Origin of the sequence: Paraburkholderia sp. BL27I4N3 (assembly GCF_003386115.1) — a bacterium.
Lineage (GTDB): Bacteria > Pseudomonadota > Gammaproteobacteria > Burkholderiales > Burkholderiaceae > Paraburkholderia.
The window spans coordinates 3,401,001-3,422,381 of record NZ_QREJ01000001.1; the positions used below are offsets into that span (position 1 = coordinate 3,401,001).

Annotated in this window: 12 protein-coding genes and 2 pseudogenes; 11 read left to right on the forward strand and 3 right to left on the reverse strand. The window is 60.4% G+C overall.

The window, feature by feature from the left end:
- The first annotated feature begins 76 nt into the window (after positions 1-76).
- Positions 77-1,750 carry a dihydroxy-acid dehydratase gene (ilvD, locus tag B0G71_RS15495; RefSeq protein WP_116142633.1) on the forward strand — a complete coding sequence of 558 codons (1,674 nt, stop codon included), beginning with the start codon at positions 77-79 and terminating at the stop codon, positions 1,748-1,750.
- A 177-nt stretch (positions 1,751-1,927) separates the two neighbouring features.
- A complete protein-coding gene (locus tag B0G71_RS15500; protein ID WP_116142634.1) occupies positions 1,928-2,266 on the forward strand; it encodes a c-type cytochrome in 339 nt (112 codons plus the stop codon).
- A 65-nt stretch (positions 2,267-2,331) separates the two neighbouring features.
- Here the strand turns inward: B0G71_RS15500 and B0G71_RS15505 are convergent, their stop codons facing one another.
- The 3 genes from B0G71_RS15505 to B0G71_RS15515 all read right to left on the reverse strand — a co-directional run bounded on the left by B0G71_RS15505 (position 2,332) and on the right by B0G71_RS15515 (position 5,136).
- Positions 2,332-3,042, reverse strand: a complete 711-nt coding sequence (locus tag B0G71_RS15505; RefSeq protein ID WP_116142635.1) for a DUF2486 family protein — start codon at positions 3,040-3,042, stop codon at positions 2,332-2,334.
- A gap of 92 nt (positions 3,043-3,134) precedes the next feature.
- Positions 3,135-3,551: a DNA polymerase III subunit chi gene (locus B0G71_RS15510; protein WP_106279863.1), complete on the reverse strand. Its 417-nt coding sequence runs from the start codon at positions 3,549-3,551 to the stop codon at positions 3,135-3,137.
- A 58-nt stretch (positions 3,552-3,609) separates the two neighbouring features.
- On the reverse strand, positions 3,610-5,136 hold the full coding sequence (locus B0G71_RS15515; protein ID WP_116142636.1) for a leucyl aminopeptidase: 1,527 nt from the start codon (positions 5,134-5,136) through the stop codon (positions 3,610-3,612).
- A 137-nt stretch (positions 5,137-5,273) separates the two neighbouring features.
- On the opposite strand from B0G71_RS15515, the gene lptF reads away from it, so the two are divergent.
- The 9 genes and pseudogenes from lptF to B0G71_RS42655 all read left to right on the forward strand — a co-directional run.
- On the forward strand, positions 5,274-6,371 hold the full coding sequence (gene lptF, locus B0G71_RS15520) for an LPS export ABC transporter permease LptF (protein WP_116142637.1): 1,098 nt from the start codon (positions 5,274-5,276) through the stop codon (positions 6,369-6,371).
- A gap of 3 nt (positions 6,372-6,374) precedes the next feature.
- Positions 6,375-7,523 (forward strand): LPS export ABC transporter permease LptG, encoded by a 1,149-nt coding sequence (gene lptG / locus B0G71_RS15525; protein WP_116142638.1) that lies wholly within the window; start codon positions 6,375-6,377, stop codon positions 7,521-7,523.
- An 11-nt stretch (positions 7,524-7,534) separates the two neighbouring features.
- A complete protein-coding gene (locus tag B0G71_RS15530) occupies positions 7,535-7,906 on the forward strand; it encodes a sirohydrochlorin chelatase (RefSeq protein WP_116142639.1) in 372 nt (123 codons plus the stop codon).
- Between the two features lie 752 nt (positions 7,907-8,658).
- On the forward strand, positions 8,659-10,545 hold the full coding sequence (gene tssF, locus B0G71_RS15540) for a type VI secretion system baseplate subunit TssF (protein WP_116142641.1): 1,887 nt from the start codon (positions 8,659-8,661) through the stop codon (positions 10,543-10,545).
- 40 nt (positions 10,546-10,585) lie between these two features.
- Complete coding sequence (locus tag B0G71_RS15545) at positions 10,586-13,354, forward strand: type VI secretion system Vgr family protein (protein ID WP_116142642.1); 2,769 nt, start codon at positions 10,586-10,588, stop codon at positions 13,352-13,354.
- 48 nt (positions 13,355-13,402) lie between these two features.
- The gene (locus tag B0G71_RS15550) at positions 13,403-15,328 is read left to right on the forward strand and encodes a phospholipase D-like domain-containing protein (RefSeq protein WP_116142643.1); all 1,926 of its coding nucleotides are present in this window, start codon (positions 13,403-13,405) and stop codon (positions 15,326-15,328) included.
- 662 nt (positions 15,329-15,990) lie between these two features.
- A pseudogene (locus B0G71_RS42650) lies at positions 15,991-16,398 on the forward strand (DUF6396 domain-containing protein); the annotation flags it as partial.
- 704 nt (positions 16,399-17,102) lie between these two features.
- On the forward strand, positions 17,103-19,100 hold the full coding sequence (locus B0G71_RS15560; protein WP_116142644.1) for a phospholipase D-like domain-containing protein: 1,998 nt from the start codon (positions 17,103-17,105) through the stop codon (positions 19,098-19,100).
- Positions 19,101-19,753: 653 nt separating this feature from the next.
- Positions 19,754-20,155: pseudogene (locus B0G71_RS42655) on the forward strand (DUF6396 domain-containing protein); the annotation flags it as partial.
- Between the last annotated feature and the right edge of the window lie 1,226 nt (positions 20,156-21,381).

Genomic DNA, 21,381 nt, shown 5'->3' on the forward strand with positions numbered 1-21,381 from the left:
GCCGCCGGCAGCCCACGCCGGCGCGACTGAAACCCGCAGCGCGGTGCGGATCAAAACAAAAGGACAGGAGCTTCCCATGGCATACAACCGTCGTTCGAAGAACATCACGCAGGGCGTGGCGCGCTCGCCGAATCGCTCCATGTACTACGCGCTCGGCTACGAGAAGGCCGACTTCGACAAGCCGATGATCGGCATCGCCAACGGCCATTCGACCATCACGCCGTGCAACGCCGGCCTGCAGCGTCTCGCCGATGCCGCCGTCGCCGCGATCAAGGGCGCCGACGCCAATCCGCAGATCTTCGGCACGCCGACCATCTCGGACGGCATGTCGATGGGTACCGAAGGCATGAAGTACTCGCTCGTGTCGCGCGAAGTCATCTCCGACTGCATCGAGACCTGCGTGCAAGGTCAGTGGATGGACGGCGTGGTCGTGATCGGCGGCTGCGACAAGAACATGCCGGGTGGCATGATCGGCATGCTGCGCACCAATGTGCCGAGCATCTACGTGTACGGCGGCACGATCCGTCCGGGCAACTGGAAGGGCACCGACCTGACCATCGTGTCGTCGTTCGAAGCCGTGGGCGAGTTCACCGCCGGCCGGATGTCACAGGAAGATTTCGACGGGATCGAACAGAACGCGTGCCCGTCCACAGGCTCGTGCGGCGGCATGTACACCGCCAACACCATGAGCTCGTCGTTTGAGGCGCTCGGCATGTCGCTGCTGTATTCGTCGACGATGGCCAATCCGGATCAGGAAAAGGTCGACTCGGCGGCCGAATCGGCCCGCGTGCTGGTAGAAGCGGTCAAGAAGGATCTGAAGCCGCGCGACATCGTCACGAAGAAGTCGATCGAAAACGCCGTGGCCGTGATCATGGCCACCGGCGGCTCGACCAACGCCGTGCTGCACTTCCTGGCGATCGCGCACGCGGCCGAAGTGGAGTGGAGCATCGACGACTTCGAGCGCATGCGCAAGAAGGTGCCGGTGATCTGCAATCTGAAGCCTTCAGGCCAGTTCGTGGCCACCGACCTGCATAAGGCGGGCGGCATTCCGCAAGTCATGAAGATCCTGCTCGACGCGGGCATGCTGCACGGCGATTGCATCACGATCACCGGGCGGACCATCGCCGAAGAGTTGAAGGATGTGCCGGGCAAGCCGCGCGCCGATCAGCAGGTGATTTTCCCGATCGACAAGGCGCTCTACAAGGAAGGCCACCTCGCGATCCTGAAGGGCAACCTGGCCATCGACGGCGCGGTCGCCAAGATCACCGGCCTGAAGAACCCGGTTATCACCGGCCCGGCGCGCGTGTTCGACGACGAGCAAAGCGCGCTCGAAGCGATTCTGGCCGACAAGATCGTGGCCGGTGACGTCGTGGTGCTGCGCTACCTCGGCCCCAAGGGCGGCCCCGGCATGCCGGAGATGCTTGCGCCGACCTCGGCGATCATCGGCAAGGGTCTTGGCGAAAGCGTCGGGCTGATCACCGACGGCCGCTTCTCGGGCGGCACGTGGGGCATGGTGGTCGGGCACGTTGCGCCGGAGGCCTTCGTGGGCGGCACGATCGCGTTCGTGCAGGAAGGCGACTCGATCACGATCGACGCGCACAAGCTGCTGCTGCAACTGAACATCGACGACGCCGAACTGGAGCGGCGCCGCGCCGCATGGCAGCAGCCGAAGCCGCGTTACACGCGTGGCGTGATGGCGAAGTACTTCGCGTTGGCACAGCCGGCCAACAAGGGGGCGATAACGGGCTGAGCGACGGCTGGGCTACGGTTGGCGTGGGGAACGCACGTCGTCCGGGATCGTGGCGACTGGCCCGTGAGAAGGCCTAAAGCTACGTAAAAGCGAAAGGGGCGCATGGGAAACCGTGCGCCCCTTTCCTTTTATAATGCTGGCACCACAAGTCGGGCGCTTGCACCGACGGAGACCAGAATGAAATCAAAGTCGCACACAGCGCTTGCAGCGGCCGTCGTGCTGGGCGCCGCGTTGAATGCCGGCAGTCCGGCGGCGCACGCCGAGGCCGCTGGCCTCGCGCTGGCCCAGCAGCAGAACTGCATGAGTTGCCACTCGGTCACGCGTTCCTTCATGGGACCGGCGCTGCATGATGTCGCGGCGAAATATGCCGGCCGCGAAGACGCCGCCACTTATCTGAAGCACAAGATTCTGGATGGCAGCACGGGCGTGTGGGGTGAGGTGCCGATGCCCGCGAATACGCAACTCACGCCCGATCAGGCAGCTACGCTCGCAAGCTGGGTGCTCACGCTCAAATAAGCCTGTTCAGGCGAGGAGCACTGCGCGCGAGCGCCGCTTGGCGCGCCCGCGCTTCACCTCACAGATCACGCGCTGCCTGAGGCGCGCCGCGCGATCTCTTCCACCACCGCTTCCCGCACCCAGCTTGTCATCTCATTCTCCAGCGTGAGCGCCACTTCGCGCGTGATCTGGTCGATGAGCCACCCCGTGTGCGCGTGCAAGGTTTCGCGGCAACGTTCCTCGATCACGCTGCGCCCGTCGCCCGCCAGGAAACCCGCGATGCGTCGGCGCAGACGTTCGGCGATGACGTCGGCATCCAGATCGAGATCCACGGGCGGCTCGGCCGCGCCTTCGCGCGCGATATCCGGCGGTACAGTCGAGCCCGCCTCGAGCGGCGTAATCGGCTCGGCCCGATCGAACACGCCCGCCGACGTCGCGAATGCGTCGTCATGCGCATGCCGCGTTTCGGCGGCCTGATGCGAGCGCGAACGCTTCTTTGGATGGTGATGATCGGCCGCTTGCCGCGGCTCGGCCGGTTGCGGCGCCACCGCCGGCTGCGCTGCGAAGGTCGGTTCCTGTGCGTGCAACGGCTGCGCCGCGAGCACCGGTTCCGCCGACCTCACCTGCTCCGGCGTCAGCACCGGCTGCGGCGCGAGCACGGGCTCCGCCTTGAAACTGGGTTCGCGCGGGCCGTCCAGTTTGGCCGCATCGGTCGACGTTTGCTGCGGTTGCACAGGATGACCCTGCACGAGAACCTCGTGCAGAACCGGGATCGAATCGTCGTTGGGATCGGACACGTGCACTCTCCGTGTTTGAGTCGAAGCTGAAGCAGCCCGCGCGTATGCCGAATGACTGAACCCCGACACACGCGACGCGGACCGAATGGGACCTAGCTGCCTTGCTTGTAGTTGTTCAGAGCATAGCCGCGATCGCGATAGAAGCGATAGCGTTCGCGGCCCGCCGCGAGTTCCTCGTGTGCGTTACCGACCACTTCCAGCAATCTTTCGAAGCGCGCGAACTGCGCCGGCACCGTGGCGCCCAGATTGAGCAGCACCTGATGATGCGGCACATCGTCGAGGCTGGAAGTGAGCACGATCGGCGTCTGCGCGGCGAGCGGCGTGCCCGCCATGCAGTGCGGCACGAAGTCGAGCGGCGCGAAGGTCCACAACTGTTCGTCGAAGGCCTTCAGGCGCGCGGGCTCGGCCAGCACGATGGTCGGCTGGCCCGCCTGATACGCCTTGCGGATCAGGCGGCATGCATACAGCAGCGAATCGCCGACGTTCGAGTGAAAGTCGATTCTCGTCATCGGCGGCTCCGCCTGGCGGCTGCATTCGCAGCCGCGCCCGCACCTTTACTGCATTGCGTCATTGTGAGGCGCGACCGTCAGCGGCCCTATCGATCAGGAACTGCGCGAGCAACGGCACCGGACGGCCGGTCGCACCCTTCGCCGCACCGCTCTTCCACGCCGTGCCCGCGATATCCAGATGCGCCCACGGATAGGCTTCGGTGAAGCGCGACAGGAAGCACGCCGCCGTCACGCTGCCCGCCGGACGGCCGCCGATGTTGGCCAGATCCGCGAAGTTCGACTTGAGCTGATCCTGATACTCGTCGTCGAGCGGCAGGCGCCAGGCCGGGTCGGACGCTTCACGCGATGCGTCGAGCAGCTCGCCCGCCAGCGCGTCGTCTTTCGAGAACAGGCCGCTGTTGTGGTGGCCCAGCGCGATGATGCACGCGCCCGTGAGCGTGGCGATGTCGACCACCGCGGCCGGCTTGAAGCGCTCAGCGTAGGTGAGCGCGTCGCACAGGATCAGGCGGCCTTCAGCGTCCGTGTTGAGCACTTCGATCGTCAAGCCCTTCATGCTGGTGACGATGTCGCCCGGCTTGGTGGCCGTGGCCGACGGCATGTTCTCAACCGCCGGAATGATGCCGACCACATTGATTTTCAGGCCCATTTCGGCGACGGCGCGCAATGTGCCCAGCACCGAACCGGCGCCGCACATGTCGTACTTCATCTCGTCCATGCCTTCGCCCGGCTTCAGCGAGATGCCGCCCGTGTCGAACGTCACGCCCTTGCCGACCAGCACCACCGGCGCGGCTTTCGCGGCGCCGCCCTGATACTGCAGCACGATGAACTGCGCCGGTTCGACCGAGCCGGCCGTGACCGACAGGAACGAGCCCATCTTGAGCGCTTCGCACTGTTTTTCGCCCAGCACTTCGACCTTCAGCTTCCAGTCTTTGGCGAGCTTCTTTGCGGTGTTGGCGAGGTAGGTCGGCGTGCAGACATTGCTCGGCAAATTGCCGAGGTCGCGTGTCAGGTCCATGCCGTTGGCGAGCGCGGCGCCCTGCTTCGCGGCCAGCTTGGCGGCCTTCTCGTCGCCGGTATTGACGCTGAAGACGATGCGCTTCAAGGCGCGCACCGAATTCTCCGGCTTGCTCTTCATCTGCGTGAACTTGTAGGTCAGTTCGCGCAGCGCGAGGATCGCGGCGCGCACGCCCCAATCGGCCGTGCGTTCGAGGATCGGCAGTTGCGCCAGCGTGAAGGTGACCTGGACGATCTTGGTGCCGAGCAGCGCGCGCCAGGCGGCCCGCACGGCGTCGCCGTAGGCTTTCTGGTTGAAAGCGTCCTGCTTGCCGAGGCCGACCAGCAGCACGCGGGACGCGCCGATGCCCGACACTTCATGCAGGAACAGCGTGGTGCCGGCCTTGCCGTCCATGTCGCCGGCCTTGATGATGCGGGTCAGCAGGCCGCGGGTGGCCTCGTCGATCTCGAGAGCCGCGCCCGACAGGGTCTGCGACTCGAACACGCCGATTACGATGCAATCCGATTTCCCAGTCAGGAAACCGTTTGACGAGCCTTTGGTCCAATCACAGGCTTTTATGCTAAAGTCCATCGCGCTTGTCCTCGGATAAAATCTGGGCTTAGGATGAAAGCCGCAATTATCCGCTATTTTTCCTGCGGCGGCTGCACCGGAGGTGTGACGGGAAGCAACCCGTGCGCCACTGAGAGCGCCCCCTCTCATCATCAATAATGATCTTCGAACGCTCCCTCCAGCGCGAACTCGCGTATACGGCTGGTGCCGTGTTCATGGTTCTCCTCACGCTCGTGCTGACGACGATGATGATCCGCATCGTCGGCTTCGCAGCCTCGGGCGAGATCGACCCGCGCGACGTGCTGGTCCTGATCGGCCTGACCGTGATCGGCTACCTGGCGATCATGCTCGTCGCGACCCTGTTCGTGTCGATCCTGTTCGTCCTGACCCGTTGGTACAAAGACTCCGAGATGGTCGTGTGGCTCTCTTCTGGTGTCAGTCTGACGCGCTTCATCAAGCCGATCGGCATTTTTGCCACGCCGATCATCATCCTCATCATGTTCTTCGTGTTCGTCGGCTGGCCGTGGTCGAACCAGCAGAGCAAGCTGATCCGCGCGCGCTTCCAGCAACGCGACGAGGTCTCGCTGCTCGCGCCGGGTCAATTCCGCGAATCGGCCACCAGCCACCGCGTGTTCTTCATCGAGAAGATGTCGCCCGACCAGGCGCGCGTGGAAAACGTGTTCGTGACCAGCACGGAGAACGGCAAGGTCAACGTGGTCGTGTCGAAGACCGGCCATACGGAAACGCGTAAGAACGGCGATCGCTTCGTGGTGCTGGAAAACGGCCGACGTTACGACGGCCAGCCGGGGCAGCCCGATTTCCGCATCATGGAGTTCGAACGCTATGGCGTGAAGATCCAGAGCCAGCCGGTCGTCAATACGCCCAGTACGACCGGCACGCCCACGCTCACGCTGCTGCGCAACCCCACCAACGACAATCTCGCCGAATTCGCGTGGCGTGCGGGGCTGCCGCTCATTGCGATCAATCTGATGCTGCTGGCCATTCCGCTCGCGCACCAGAATCCGCGGCGCAGCCGCACCATCAATCTCGTGATGGCCGTGCTGATCTATCTGACGTATTCGAATCTGTTGAACGTGGTGCAGTCGTGGATCGAGCAGGGCAAGATGTCGTTCCCGGTCGGACTGGTGGGTCTGCACGTGATCGTCGCGGCGATCGTCACGTTTATTTTCTGGCTGCGCGTGCGCAACCGGCCGCTCTTCACGCGAGCGATGTTCAGCCGTTCGGAGGGGGTCTGACCGATGCGCATCTATGAAAGGTACTTCGCGCGTCAGATCTATCTCACGTTCATCTTTATTCTGTTTGCTTTTTCAGGTCTGTTTTTCTTCTTTGACCTGATCAACGAATTGAATTCGGTCGGGCACGGCAACTACAAATTCCAGTACGCGGTGTTGCGGGTTGCGTTGCAAACACCGTCGCGCTTCTACGAAATTATTCCGGTCGCGGCGTTGATCAGCGCGATTTATGTGTTCGCGCAGATGGCGGCGAACTCCGAGTACACGATTTTCCGCGTGTCCGGGCTTGCTACGAATCAGGCTTTGCGTTCGCTGTTGAAGATCGGCATTCCGCTGGTTTTGCTGACTTATCTGATCGGCGAGGTGGTCGGGCCTTATACGGATCAGTTGTCGGAGCGTGTGCGGCTCGAGGCGCTGGGGTCTTCCGTGTCGAGTAACTTCGAGTCCGGTGTGTGGGTGAAAGATACGCTCACGGCGCGCGCGGACGGCGAGCAGGTGACGCGCTTCGTGAACGTCGGCGAATTGAAGCCGGATGCGACGATCAGCAATGTGCGCATTTATGAATTCGATTCGAAGTTCCGGCTCTCCAACGTGCGGACCGCGAAGAGTGGCAAGTATCAGCCGCCGGGTCATTGGCAGTTGACTGGCGTGACCGATACGCAATTGATCGATGTGCCGCCTCCTCCGGGTACGCCCGCCGATGCGCTGAATCCGGTGTATCGGGCGAAGGAAGTGACCGTGCCGGAATATTCGCTGCGCTCGGAATTGACGCCGCAGATTCTGTCGGTGCTGCTGGTGTCGCCGGATCGGATGTCGATGTTCAATCTGTTCCGGTATATCCAGCATTTGACTGAGAATCATCAGGATACACAGCGGTATGAAATTGCGTTGTGGCGCAAGTTGCTGTATCCGTTTGCTGTGTTCGTGATGCTGGTCTTGTCGTTACCGTTTGCGTATTTGCATACGCGGGCTGGTGTCGTCGGGATGAAGGTTTTTGGCGGGATCATGCTGGGGATGAGTTTTCAGTTGTTCAATACTTTGTTCTCGCATATCGGCACGTTGAATACCTGGCCTGCTCCTTTGACCGCGGCTACGCCTGGGTTGGTTTATCTGGTGCTTGGGTTGGTTGGGTTGAAGTGGGTTGATCGGCATTAGGAGCGGTTTTCATGGCGATGCACGGTATCGTTCTGTTTGGCCATGGCGCCAGGGATGTGCGGTGGCGCCAGCCTTTTGAGCGCTTGGCTGTTAAGTTGCGGGACGCTTCTCCGGACTCCGGACCTGTGGCGCTGGCGTTTCTTGAGTTGATGGAGCCGGATTTGCCTACAGCCGTGGGGGAGCTTGTTGCTCAAGGCTGTGAAGTGGTCACCGTCGTGCCGGTGTTTTTTGGGCAAGGGGGGCATGTCAGGAAAGATCTGCCTCTGGTGATCGAACAGTGCCAGGCGTTGCATCCTTCTGTTCTCATTAAATGCGCTGTTGCTGTGGGCGAGGATGAAGCGGTTCTCGATGCCGTCGCGGAATATTGTCTGCGGCAAGTTTGATTGCGGTTTTGGCTTAGCGCGTGGGCCTTTGGCCTTTCCTTGCTTTGTTAGTGGTCTATTAGCGTTGTCCCTGTGCGGGGCAACGCTCTCAACTTAAGCCCCATTCCATCAAGCGAACCTGTACGCGAGATGGACATGGGGCTTGGCTTTTTCTGGGTGGTCGAGGAAAGAAGCGTGACCGCTGCGTGCGGCAGCGAGTCTGGCGATCACCGCAAGAACCGTGGTGAGATTGTCCAGGCAGCGCCGGACACGCGGAAGGCACCCACCGAGGACGGGCTTGAGTGCGCCCATCGCGTACACCCGGTCAGGACGGCTGGCCTGCTCGCCGACGTGCGGTCCCCCAAGCGACCAAGCTTGAATCTTTTGCCTCGATCGGACTTTCGCCGTCCCGGTCGCGTGTCCTTATCTGGACACGCCGACTCGCCAACGCTGATGATAGAGCGCCCCAACATTTTCCGCCCTGCCTAGAGTCATCCTCTGGGATAAGACCGCTTTCAGCCCGCCGCGAGCGGGCTTTTTTATTTGAAGTCGAAATTTAACGTTACCAGAAAAATCTCACAGAGCTTTCCGCGGCATCTGATAGCGCGTCACAACGAAATACGGTTTACTCATTCTTCTGCGGCAACACTTTCATGATGTTTTTTCAGGATTCCATATGAATCGAAGAGATGAAAGCTGTCATGTTTTTCTCATGAATCGGGCAAATCGTCCGCTAAATATCATGTTCGATCGACCTTTCGAAAGCTGACCGGATGGACCCACGCCTGCTGGACTATTACAGCCATGAGTTGCTCTACATGCACGAACTCGCGCTGGAGTTTGCTGAACAGCATCCAAAGATTGCACGGCGCATGAACCTGCACGCAGGCGAAATCGGCGACCCCTACGTCGAACGCCTGCTTCAGTCCTCGGCCTTCGTCACCGCGCATATGCAGATGCGTCTGGACGATGCCTTTCCCGGGTTCATCCTGCCGCTGCTGCAAACCGTCTACGCGAACTACACCTGTCCGACGCCCTCGATGGCCGTCGCCCGCCTCTTCCCGCGCGCGCGAGGCAAGCACGCTGCAAACGGAACAGTCGTGCCGCGCGGCACGATCTTCATCTCGCGCGTTCCCGATGGCGAGCGCACAGCCTGTGAGTTCCGCAGCAGCCAGGATGTCGCGCTGTACCCGCTGGAAATCGTGCAGGCGCGCCTGACCGGGATTCCGCCCGACATCCCCGCACTGGACCGTTTTGTTCCAGCCGGTCGAGCCGTGCAAGGGGCTTTGCGCCTGCGGCTGCGTACCACGAACGGCGCGCCCATCGCGAGTCTCGACGGGCTGGACCGGTTGCCCGTGTATCTCTGTGGCGACGAAGCGAACGCTTCGCACCTGTTCGAGCTGGTTCACGCCGCCGTCGTGGCGAGCGTCACCGGCGTTCCCGGTCAGTTCGCAACCGGATCGCTGCATGCCGTCACGCGCAAGGCAGTCGTCCATGACGCGCTCGAACCACAACAGAGCCTGCTGCCTGCTGTGCCTGACAGGTTTCACGGTCACAACCTGCTGCAGGAGTATTTCGCCTGTCCGGCGCGCTTCTGGTTCTTCACGCTGACCGGCCTCAGGACGGGGCTCGCCAGCATCGACCGCAGCGAGGCCGAGGTCGTGATCCTGCTGGAGCGGCCCGTGGACAAGCTTGCGGAAACCGTCGACGCCGCGCATTTCGCGCTGTTCTGTACACCTGTCATCAACCTGTTTCCCCGACGGACCGGACGGCTCGACCTGGCTCCCGCGGCGCAATCGCATCGGCTCGTGCCCGTGCCGTCCGCACCGCATGACTACGATGTGCACTCGGTGGAGACGGCATGGGGACAGGTTTCCGAAGAATCGGAGACATTCCGTTTCGATCCGCTGCATATGCCAGTAGACCGGTACGCTGGTCGCAATTCGCGTTACTTCACGATCCGCCGCGAACTGAACCGGACTGAGATAGACGACCGTCACTACGGTACGCGCCGCTCCTTTACCGAGACACGCACATTTATTTCGCTGGTCGACCACGACGAGCAGCCGAATACGGAAGGCATCCGCTACCTCTCGTTGCAGGCGTGGCTGACCAACCGCGACCTGCCCTGCGTGCTGACGTGCGACGGCAGCAATGACCTGTTCCTGGACAGGTCGATTCCGGCTGATCGCATCGGCCTGGTGCGTGCGCCCACCGCGCCGCAGCCGCCACTGGCTTTCGGCGATCGGGCCTGGCAGCTGATGGCCCAGTTGAAGCTCGACTACCGGATGTTTGACGACCACTACGACGAAGCCCATCCGGGCGAAGGTGTGCGTCGTCGTCTGCGTCTGTTCGTGATGCCGGATGCGGGGATGCTGGGGCGGCAGATCGAGAGCCTCGTGCGTGCGCAGGCTACGCCCGTCAACAGAAGGTTGCCCGGTAACAGCCCGATTGGGTTCGGACGCGGCATCGAGTGCGAATTCACCTTTGACGAAAGCGGATTCGGCGGCGTGAGTCCCTACACGCTGGGCCTTGTGCTTGAACGTTACGTCGCGCGGCACGTATCGACGCACTCGTTTACAACGACCGTGCTGCGCTCCACGCAGCGCGGACCGATCGCACACTGGCCACCGCGCATGGGTACGCGCGGCACGGCCTGAACCGGGTCAGGTATTCAACGCAGTCAGGGAGAGCAGGCGAATGTCATGGATCAACTCGTGGCTCAAACAGCCGCGCACGCTGGAGATTACCGGCAAGGCGTTGCCGCAATGGAGCGGCGAACCGCTGTTTGCCGTTTCGCGCCTGCGCGGCAAAGAAAAACTCGGACATCTGTATGACTATGAGGTCGAACTTAGTACGGTCGACGACGCAACGCTGACGGCCAGCGAGGCGCAAGCGCTGGTGGATGTGGACGCACTGATCGGCAAGGAAGTGACGGTTCATATTGCCATTGAAGGAAACGGCACCTGGATGGCGAGAGCGACAGGTGCGACTGGCACGGCCAATATCGGCGCGGATATCCGCAAGCTCACGGGCCTGATCGTGGCGGCAAAGTGCATTGGCGCAGATGACCAGCGCGCGCATTACCGCCTCAGGATTCGTCCCTGGCTCTGGCTCGCCACATTGAACCGCGACAGCAGGCTCTGGCAGGAGCGCTCAGTCATTCAGATCACGGAAGACACCCTTCAGCGCTATCCATTTCCGTACGAACTGCGGCTGGCCGGTCCGGGCGTGCAGCGCCGTCCCTATCCTAAGCGCGAGTACCAGCGGCAGTGGTGGGAGTCCGACTTCGCATTTCTGAATCGTCTGTGGCAAGAATGGGGTATTACATTCTTCTTCACCGGCAGCACGCTGGTGCTGTGCGACTCGCCCGGTGCGTACAAGAAGCATGGCCCGGCGTATCAGACGCTGCGCTATGTGGACCGCAACGGGCAGCGCATCGATGAAGAACATGTTCACGAATTCCACGTCGCACGGCAGATCACGACGGGCAAGGTTGCGCTGACCGACTACGACTATACGCAGTCGCTGGGCAATCTGGCCGTCAGCCAGGAGGACTACAGCAAACGCGCCTTCGACAACGCCGAGGAGTACGCGTGGGGTGACTATTCGCAGCCGTTCGAAGGGCCGATGGGCACGGCCGGCCTGCGCGGCGACCCGCAGTTCGAAGGCGAGCATCTGGCGCGCGTGAAGGTCGAAGCGCATCGCGCCAAGAGCCTGCGAGCGAACGGCAAAGGCAATCTGCGTGGGCTGATGACGGGGCATACGTTCACGCTCGAAGGCTATCCGCTTAAACCGGGCGATGGCGAATACCTCGTCGTATCCACTGATATCGATCTCGTCAACAATGACACGGTTACGCAGAGCGGCGGGATCGAGCTGCAATACAGTTGCACGACCAAGTTTTCCGCAGTGCCCGCCAACACGTTTTATCGCACGCCGCAGAGGGCGAAGAGGCCGCGTGCCTATGCGGAAACGGCGCTCATCACCGGATACGGTGATGAGCCCGTCTATTGCGACGAATACGGACGCGTGAAGGCGCACTTCATCTGGGACCGTATCGGCGAGAAAGATGAAAACGCGAGCTGCTGGCTGCGCGTGGCATCGCCGTGGCACGGAGTCGAGCACGGCGCGATGTGGCTGCCGCGCGTCGGCCATCATGTGCTGGTGGGCTATTACGACAGTGATCCTGACCGGCCATACATCATCTCCGGACATACGACGGAGTTCCACCAGGCGCCGTGGCAACTGCCGAAGAACGATGCGCTGTCGGGCTGGCGGAGCCAGGATCTCAAAGGCCAGTCGGCTAATAGCGTGGTCACCGACGATACACCCGGGAAACTTCAGGTTCAGGTGGCGAGCGACCACGCGCAGTCGCGGCTGGTGCTGGGGTACAACACGCGCATCGACGGACACGCGGGACGGGACAGGGAACGCGGTGAAGGGTTCGAGTTGGGCACTGACGCACATGGCGTGCTGCGCGCCAATCAGGGCATGCTGATCACGACGGCGCCTCGCAGTGGTGCGTCTGCGCCCATGAAGGATATGACCGAGACGGCTGGTCAACTGGCAACCGCGCGTGACCAGCATGATGCCTTCGCCACGCTCGCGCGCGCGCAGCAGGCGCAGGAGCGCGGTGATCAGGACGCTGTGGCCAGCGCCCTGCGGACACAGCACGACGACATTCGCGGCAGCGGCAAGGCCAATCAGCAGAAGAGTCATTTCCCCGAACTGTCCAAGGCGCACCTCGTGCTCAACGGCGAAGCCGGGCTGGCCGGCAATACGCCGTGCTCGATGCATCTGGCCGCCGGCGAACATGTGGCGATGACTTCGGGCGGCCATACGGCACTGTCCGTGGGCCGGAGACTGCTGGTCAGCGTGGCGAACGGCATCCGCACCGTGGTGCAGGCATGCGGCTGGCGGCTGGTGGCGATGTCGGGCGACATCGATCTCAAGGCGCTGAAGGACAGTATCAACCTGCTCGCGAAACTCAACGTGACAGTGTCGGCTACCACGATTCGCATCAGCGCCGATCAGGAAGTGGAAATTGGCGGTGGCGGAAGCTATACGCGCTGGACAGCGGGCCAGATCCGCAGCGGTACATCCGGTCAGTTTGAAGTCCATTCGGCGGGCCGGGTCTTTACCGGACCGGACAACGTCGGCAAACCGAAGCTGCCTGAATCGCAGGATATGCAGCAGGACCTGCACTTTGCGCTGCGCGCATTGCCGGATGAAGCGCACCACTACGCATACGAGCCATACGAGCTGTACAAGGGCGACGCAAAGATTGCGGAAGGCGCGACCGACGAGTCCGGCCGGGTGGTCGTGAAGAATCACCAGCCTGGTACATCGGCTTATCGCGTGAAACTGAGCAATGGTGGGCAGTTCGAGCTGAAGGTCAAGGATGCGCTTCATGCCGATCCCGCGCATGCCGATCAGCGTTCGAACCGCGGCGAGCGCCTCGCGTAGGTCCGTCCCAGTCCAGCCAATCTGACTATCTGAACAAGGAATAACGACATGGCAGATCACCTCGATACGCAGAATGCGGCAACGGTGGCCATCGATGAGCAGGGACGAAAGGCCCAGAGTTCGGCACAGTTCTTCCTGGAGACGGACCCAAGGGTAAAGAAGTACTACGGCAACCAGTTGGACTTCAAGATTTGTGGCGAGGAAGGCTTCAGGTCCATCGCGAAAGATCTTAACGATGCGAAAGAATCGGCGGACATCATCTGTTGGGGTTTCGATCCTGGCATGGAACTGGAGCGCACGAGAAACGACAAGTGGCCACGCGGCCATACATATGGCTCTTTGCTCGAACAGCTTGCGGACCAAGGCGTCAAGGTGCGGCTGTTGATCTGGTTCAATTCAGTCGCATCGGCGGTGCAGAACAACATGCCTGGCTACACCGACACCGCTCAGATAGGCCCGTTCACTTCGCCCTATCCGGAACAGTCGCGTCAAGACTACTGTCGAGGATGGTGGTTCCGAAATCTCGGCTATATGGCCAACGGACACCCCAGCAAAACGACGAACCTGCAGATCGTCTTGCGTGATGTCAGTCTCCTCGATGCCAATCACGGGTTGCAGGACGAAAAGGATCAGCCGTCGGCGAGCGAGCTGGCACTGCTGGATGGATTCGGCACGCACCATCAAAAGCCCATCCTGATTGACTACGCTTACGACGGTGGGAGTAAGGCAGTCGGCTACGTCATGGGACTGAATTCCGTAACCGATTTCTGGGACCGCACTGCTCACGAAGTCGACGATCCGTTCCGAGAATCCTGGTCAAGCGGCAGCGTCCAGAAAGAGATCGGGCACGAAGCAGCGACTGAGAACAAGGCCAGCGCCGCGTCGTACAAACACGCCAAACCGTACCAGGACTATGCCTGTCGTCTGGTTGGTCCCGCGCTGGAGCGGCTGCACCAGAATTTTGTGGCGGCGTGGAACGAGGACGCGCCATCCGCATGGAAAATCGCAGAGCAGCCGTTGCCGCCGAAAATCTTCACTCTCCCAACAGACCCCAACCAGATCGTCCAGATAGTACGCACACAGGCGCATGAAAGAGAAAAGACAATCAAGGCGCTCTATATGCAGGCAACGACCTGGGCGCGTAACTATATTTATATCGAGAACCAGTACTTCTTCTATCCAGAACTGGCACGCAACCTGAAGGACGCACGCCTCCAATACTGTCGATGGTGGTGCAGCAAGTACGGCAAGCCTCTCGCGGACATCCCAAAGCTGCATCTGTTCATCGTCATCCCGCACCCGGAGCAGGACGGCATGGTGCCACGTACTCACGACATGTTGAGCGAACTCGGACACAGTGACGCGATGGAGGCGCAGGGCGGTCTTGTCAAGAATGGCTCGCTCAGCCAGAACTATCCAGACGCGAAGACTGCGTCCTACGATGTCACGTTAGACGACGGAATGGGCGGAGCCGTGACGGTGCCCCAGCAGCATAAGGTTCTGGACCGGATCAGTGTTCAGCAACTGGAACGTACATACGGACTGGAGGTGAGCATTGCGCGGTTACGCACAAGCGGTCTCGACGCCGCGCGCAGGATGGCATACCGCGAAATTTACATCCACTCGAAGCTGATGCTGATTGACGACGTGTTTGTGACTGTCGGTAGTGCAAACATCAACCAGCGCAGTATGGCCGTAGACAGCGAGATCAACATTGCCGCGTCTGGCCAGGAGATGGTAGGCAAACTGCGGCAGAAGATTTTTGAACTGCACTCCGACAAGAGTATTCACGGCACAGGTGATCCGGAAAGGGTTCCCGCTGTTTTCCAGGACTGGAATAGACGAATGCAGGATAACGGCGATCTGAGAATGAGGCATCAAGCCATGCAGGGCTTTCTGCTGAAATTCGAAGACCACCGCTCAACCGCCACCATGGTTGCCTCCACTACTGTTCCTGCCGACGTCACGGTCTGAGCGGCGCGCATATGAAGCGTATTGCCAGACGCCTGAAGCTATTCCTGATTGCTCTCGTCGCCCCTTGTCTGTTTGCCGCTTCCGCATGGGGCGGCCTTATGACGCCAGTAACCAACCGATTCGTTGCGAATATGTCCGATCTGCCGCGCTACACCAAACTGCCGCTGTTTAACCCGCACAGAAAGACCTTCGCATGCGTCTATCAGGACCAGCACCTGCCTTCCGTCGACCCCCAGGCCGAATTGTGGTTCCAGCAGGCACTGGCGCTCGATAACCCGGACATCTGGTTCGAGGATATCGACTGGACGAGGGTCTATCAGCTTTACACAAATGCTGCAGAGCGAAACAACTGGAAGGCCATGCTTAATCTCGCCTCGTTGATTCTGAGTGACTACGCGGTGCCGGTTCACGATCCGGAACTAGCCATACGCTGGGTGGAGAAAGCGATGCAACTCGGCGTGCCGGATGCATGGGACCGCATGGGAACCTATCATCAGAATGGGCTGATTCGGGGTGGAGATGCCACCACTGCTTACGCTTTCTTCCAGCGCGCCGCGGACATGGGCAATCCGTCGGCGCTGACTTATCTCGGATACAAAATGGCGGGTACATATGATGATCCAGATGGCGAATTCTGGGGTAATTCGGACGTCGGAACACGCATGCTTGAGTGCGCCTTGACACAAGGATACGGGAATGCAGCCGAAAAGCTTGGCTTTATCTATTCGCGGCCGGAAACCTACGAAGCGAAGCTTCGTGCACTCAAAGTTCTCCACGAAGGAGTCAAGCTAGGTAGTGCGAACTGCGCAAAGGCGCTTGATTCAGAGTTCCGAGGATTCAATCTATCGACAGGGCGAAATCTCTCCGGAAAGGTGGATATACAGCGCGCGGAGCGTTATGCAGTTTTTGGGAATGCGCTTGAACACTATGACGGCCGCCTCAAGCTGCCCAATTTGGACAAGGTATTGCCACTGCCGCCCGCACCGCTGCCGAAGTGGGACGGCAACAAGCAGACGCTGATTGATGCCGCCAAGGCCGTCGCACCGCCTGCAAAGCCCACATCCGCATCACATACAGCGCTGCAGGGCCGCGAGCAGATGCCGGACGGTCATAGCGTAATGCCGCTTGCCGAAAGCCTCTACACGGTTCACGGCGACCAGCGGGTACCCGAAACCGGCTACTGGCTGGCGCTGTTCGATGCCCCAGGAACGCCCAGGGCGCAGCTCACACCTGCCCGTAGCGGACGGCCGGAACACTACCAGGCCGGCGAGCGGTTCGAACCCGCGACGATGACCAGCCTGTCGCACGAGACGATGCAATGGCACTACCTGGGCAAAGCCCGTCAGCTTCCACCATCGCGCGAAATGATCCTCGCGCATATGGTCAGTGCTGGCTGGCTGCGGGAAATATCCGCCAGTACGCCAATAAGTCAATGCGCCGGACACCAGCGATGCCCGCAGCAGGGCATCTGGGAAGGCCGCATTGCCGGTGCGCATCCGCAGGCGTTTCTCTATAACACGTGGACCCAGCAGGCGTTTGTTGATCAAGGACAGCCTTTCCCTGATCCACGCGAGCGGACTCTGGAAATTGATCGTCATGATGTCACGTGGACCTACCTCGGTAGTCCGAACGTTGACGGCGCGGTCCCCGGCGTGACGAATATCGCACTGTGATCGAATGGCTGGACAAGAGGGCCACGCATTCGAACCGGTGCGAACGCGTGGCCTGATGATCCGCTCAGGCTACGGTACGACTGATCGATAAGGATAACCGCATGACTAACCACCTCAAGACGCAGAACCCCATCGATGTGGCGATCGATGAAGCGGGTCGCAAGGCAAACGGATCGGTGCAATGGCTTCTCGAGAACCGCAAGGAGATGCCCATCACTTACGGAAACAGGCTGCATTTCATGGTCTGCGGCGAGGAAGGTTTTGCGGAGATTGCGAAGGACATCTGGGATGCAAGATCCACCGTCGATATTGTCTGCTGGGGTTTCGATCCGGGCATGGAGTTGACGCGTGGTCCAATGTGCCGAAGATTCGACCCAGACCTCGGCAATGAAATAAAAAAAGGTAATGCCTGGCCACGGGGCGTGAGGTACGGCCGCCTGCTGGAGGCCGTCACGACACGAAAGGACAATCCGGTAACGGTGCGACTACTGATCTGGTACGACGCGCGAGGCTCAGCCAGGCAGAACAACATGCCTGGTTACAGCGACGTGGACCAAAGTTGGAGTGCCGTTGCGAATCACGTCCGGCAATCGCCGCCGTATGCCAACCCCGAACGCCACAAGTACTGCGCTGATTGGTGGGCGCGCCACCTGCCTGGTGGCCGAAGCGGTGCAGGCTCGAATCCGCGCCTTCAGGTTGTTCTGCGCGGCATCGCTGCCGGCGATGTCAAGGCGATGCTGGCAGCGGCGCCGAAAGAGGAGGATCAGCCTGCCTACGAATCGGGCAACCCGATCGATGAAACCGGCCTGCTCGAAAATTATCCTACCCACCACCAGAAACCGGTCCTGATCGACTATGCACATGACGGTGGCAGCAAGGCGGTAGGTTACGTCATGGGACTAAATTCCGTGACGGATTTCTGGGACCGGACAGCACACGAGATCGACGATCCGTTGCGAGAAACGTGGTCAGCCGGTAACGTCGATGTAGAACTCACCCATGAGCGGACTACGCAGGATCCGAAAGGACCACTCAGAAAGACAGCCTACGGGCACACCAAGCCATATCAGGATTACGCCTGTCGCGTCGTCGGACCAGCGCTGAAACGACTGCACGAGAATTTCGAGCGGGGCTGGAACCTGTTCGCTCCCGCCGCGCTGCAAACGAGAGAACTGACGGAATTGCCGCCCAAGGTTCCTGTCTTGCCAAAGAATCCCGCACATGGGGTGCAGATCGTACGCACTCAGCCGCACGAACTGGACAAGAGCATCAAGGAACTCTACTTCCAGGCAACCAGCTTTGCCCGCAACTATATCTACATCGAGAACCAGTATTTTTTCTATCCGGAGTTTGCCCGTCACCTGAAAAGGGAACGCGGAAAGTTCTGCGATGCCTGGGCGAGACTGCCGGACAAACCCATGACGGATGTGCCGGTGCTGCATCTGTTTATCGTGATTCCCCACCCCGAAGACGACGGTATGGTGCCGCGTACATTCGACATGCTGACCGAACTGGGTGCAAGCACGTCAATGCCCGAACAGGCAACACACGTCGACAAGGGCAAGCTCGACCAGGATTACAAGGATGCGCACAAGGGCAAGAAAGGCAACAAGGTGCTGGACCGTCCGAGCCTTAAGCAGTTGCAGGACACGCTGGGTCTGAAAGTGAGCGTCGCCCGGCTGCGCACTAGTGGGGTGATCGGTAACCAGATGGCTTATCGCGAGATCTATATCCACTCAAAGCTGATGCTGATCGACGATGTGTTCGTGACGCTCGGCAGCGCGAATCTGAACCAGCGCAGCATGTCGGTGGACAGTGAGATCAACATAGCGGCGACCGGGCAGGTCTGGGCTGCGGATCTGCGCGAGCGGGTTTTTGAACTGCATTCAGGTGGCGACATTCACGGTAGCGGAGACAGATCAAAAGTACCAATTGAATTCGAAAAATGGAAAGGCCGTATGGATGATAACCACGACATCAAATTGGCGGGGAAGGCGAGTTTGCTCGGCTTCCTGCTGCCATTTGAGGATCATCGCGCAACTTCTACCATGCATGCGTCGGTGACGATACCCTCATCTGACAGCACGGCCCTCGCATGACCGAGATATCTATGAAGTGCATGACCATCCTTTGCCGCATTGTCTTCGTCGTCCTGTTCCTGACCACCTCTTCTGTGCAGGCCGGGAGACTGACTTCCTCGACCAGCAAACTGACTACCGCCATGTCCGATCTGCCACGTTACGAAAAGCTGCCACTGTTTAATCCGCATCGCAAGCTGTTCACCTGCCTTTATCAGGACCAGCACGTGCCGCCTGTTGATCCGCAGGCCGAACTGTGGTTTCAGCAGGCACTCGTGCTGGACAACCCGGACATCTACTATAAGGATCGCGACTATCCGAAGATTTACCAGCTCTACCAGCAGGCCGCGCAGCGCAATCACTGGAAGTCCATGCTCAATCTCGCCTCGCTGATCCTGTCGGACTACGCGGTACCGGAACACGATCCGGAGGTTGCGATCCGCTGGGTCGAGAAGGCGATGCAGCTCGGCGTGCCGGATGCCTACGACATGATGGGTACATACCATCAGAACGGTATGATCAGGGGCGGTGATGCAACCAGCGCCTATGCGTTTTTCCAGCGCGCGGCGGACATGGGCAGTCCGTCTGCAATGACCTTCCTCGGCTACAAAATAGCTGGTACTTACGACGATCCGGAGGGCGAATTCTGGGGCAACCTGCCTATCGGCACTCGAATGCTGGAGTGTGCCCTTTCTCAAGGCTCCGGTGATGCTGCGGAAAAGCTGGGCTTCATCTATGCTCGTCCAGGAACAAGCGAAGACAAGTTACGGGCTCTCAAAGTTCTCCATGAAGGAGTAAAACTAGGTAGCGCTGAATGCGCGAATAAGCTGTTTATCGAGTTTGACGGGTTCAACTTGACCAACGGGCGTAACTTGCCCGGCCATATCGACAAAGCCCGCGCCGAGCGCTATAGCCAGATCGGCAATGCGCTGGAACATTACCAAGGCCGCCTCAAGCTACCTAACCTTGACAAGGTATTGCCACTGCCGCCCGCACCGCTGCCGAAGTGGGACGGCAACAAGCAGACGCTGATCGATGCCGCCAAGACCGTCATTCCGCCCGCAAAGCCCAAATCCGCATCACATGCAGCGCTGCAGGGCCGCGAACAGGTGCCGGAGGGGCATAGCGTAATGCCGCTTGCCGAAAGCCCCTACACCGTTCACGGCGACCAGCGGGTAACCGAAACCGGCTACTGGCTGGCGCTGTTCGGTACCCCGAGAACGCCCAGGGCGCAGTTCACACCGGCCCGTAGCGGACGGCCAGAACACTACCAGGCCGGCGAGCGGTTCGAACCCGCGACGATGACCAGCCTGTCGCACGAGACGATGCGATGGCATTACCTGGGCGAAGCCCGCCAGCTTCCACCGTCGCGCGAAATGATCCTCGCGCATATGGTCAGTGCTGGCTGGCTGCGGGAAATATCCGCCAGTACGGCAATACGTCAATGCGCCGGACACCAGCGATGCCCGCAGCAGGGCATCTGGGAAGGCCGCGTTGCCGGTGCGCATCCCCTGGCGTTTCTCTATAACACGTGGACCCAGCAGGCGTTTGTCCAGCCCGGCCAAATTTTCCCCGATCCGCGCGACAGGTCTCTCGACGTCGATCGCCATGATGTCACGTGGACCTACCTCGGTAGTCCGAACGTTGACGGCGCGGTGCCGGGCGTGACGAATATCGCTCTGTGATCGAACAGCTGGAGAAGAGAAGAAAGCAATGGCAAGGCAATCGCGCGCAAGGGTGACCTGGCGGCGTGCCCGGAGTATGGCGTCAAACCGAGGGTTCCTGAGCTAGCTTGAACGAGACATCTATGAAGTGCACAACCATCCTTTGCCGCATTGTCTTCGTCGTCCTGTTCCTGACCACCTCTTCTGTGCAGGCCGGGAGACTGACTTCCTTGACCAGCAAGCTGACTACCGCCATGTCCGATCTGCCACGTTACGAAAAGCTGCCACTGTTTAATCCGCATCGCAAGCTGTTCACCTGCCTTTATCAGGACCAGCACGTGCCGCCTGTTGATCCGCAGGCCGAACTGTGGTTTCAGCAGGCACTCGTGCTGGACAACCCGGACATCTACTATAAGGATCGCGACTATCCGAAGATTTACCAGCTCTACCAGCAAGCCGCGCAGCGCAATCACTGGAAGTCCATGCTCAATCTCGCCTCGCTGATCCTGTCGGATTACGCGGTACCGGAACACAATCCGGAGGTTGCGATCCGCTGGGTTGAGAAGGCGATGCAACTCGGCGTGCCGGATGCCTACGACATGATGGGTACATACCATCAGAACGGTATGATCAGGGGC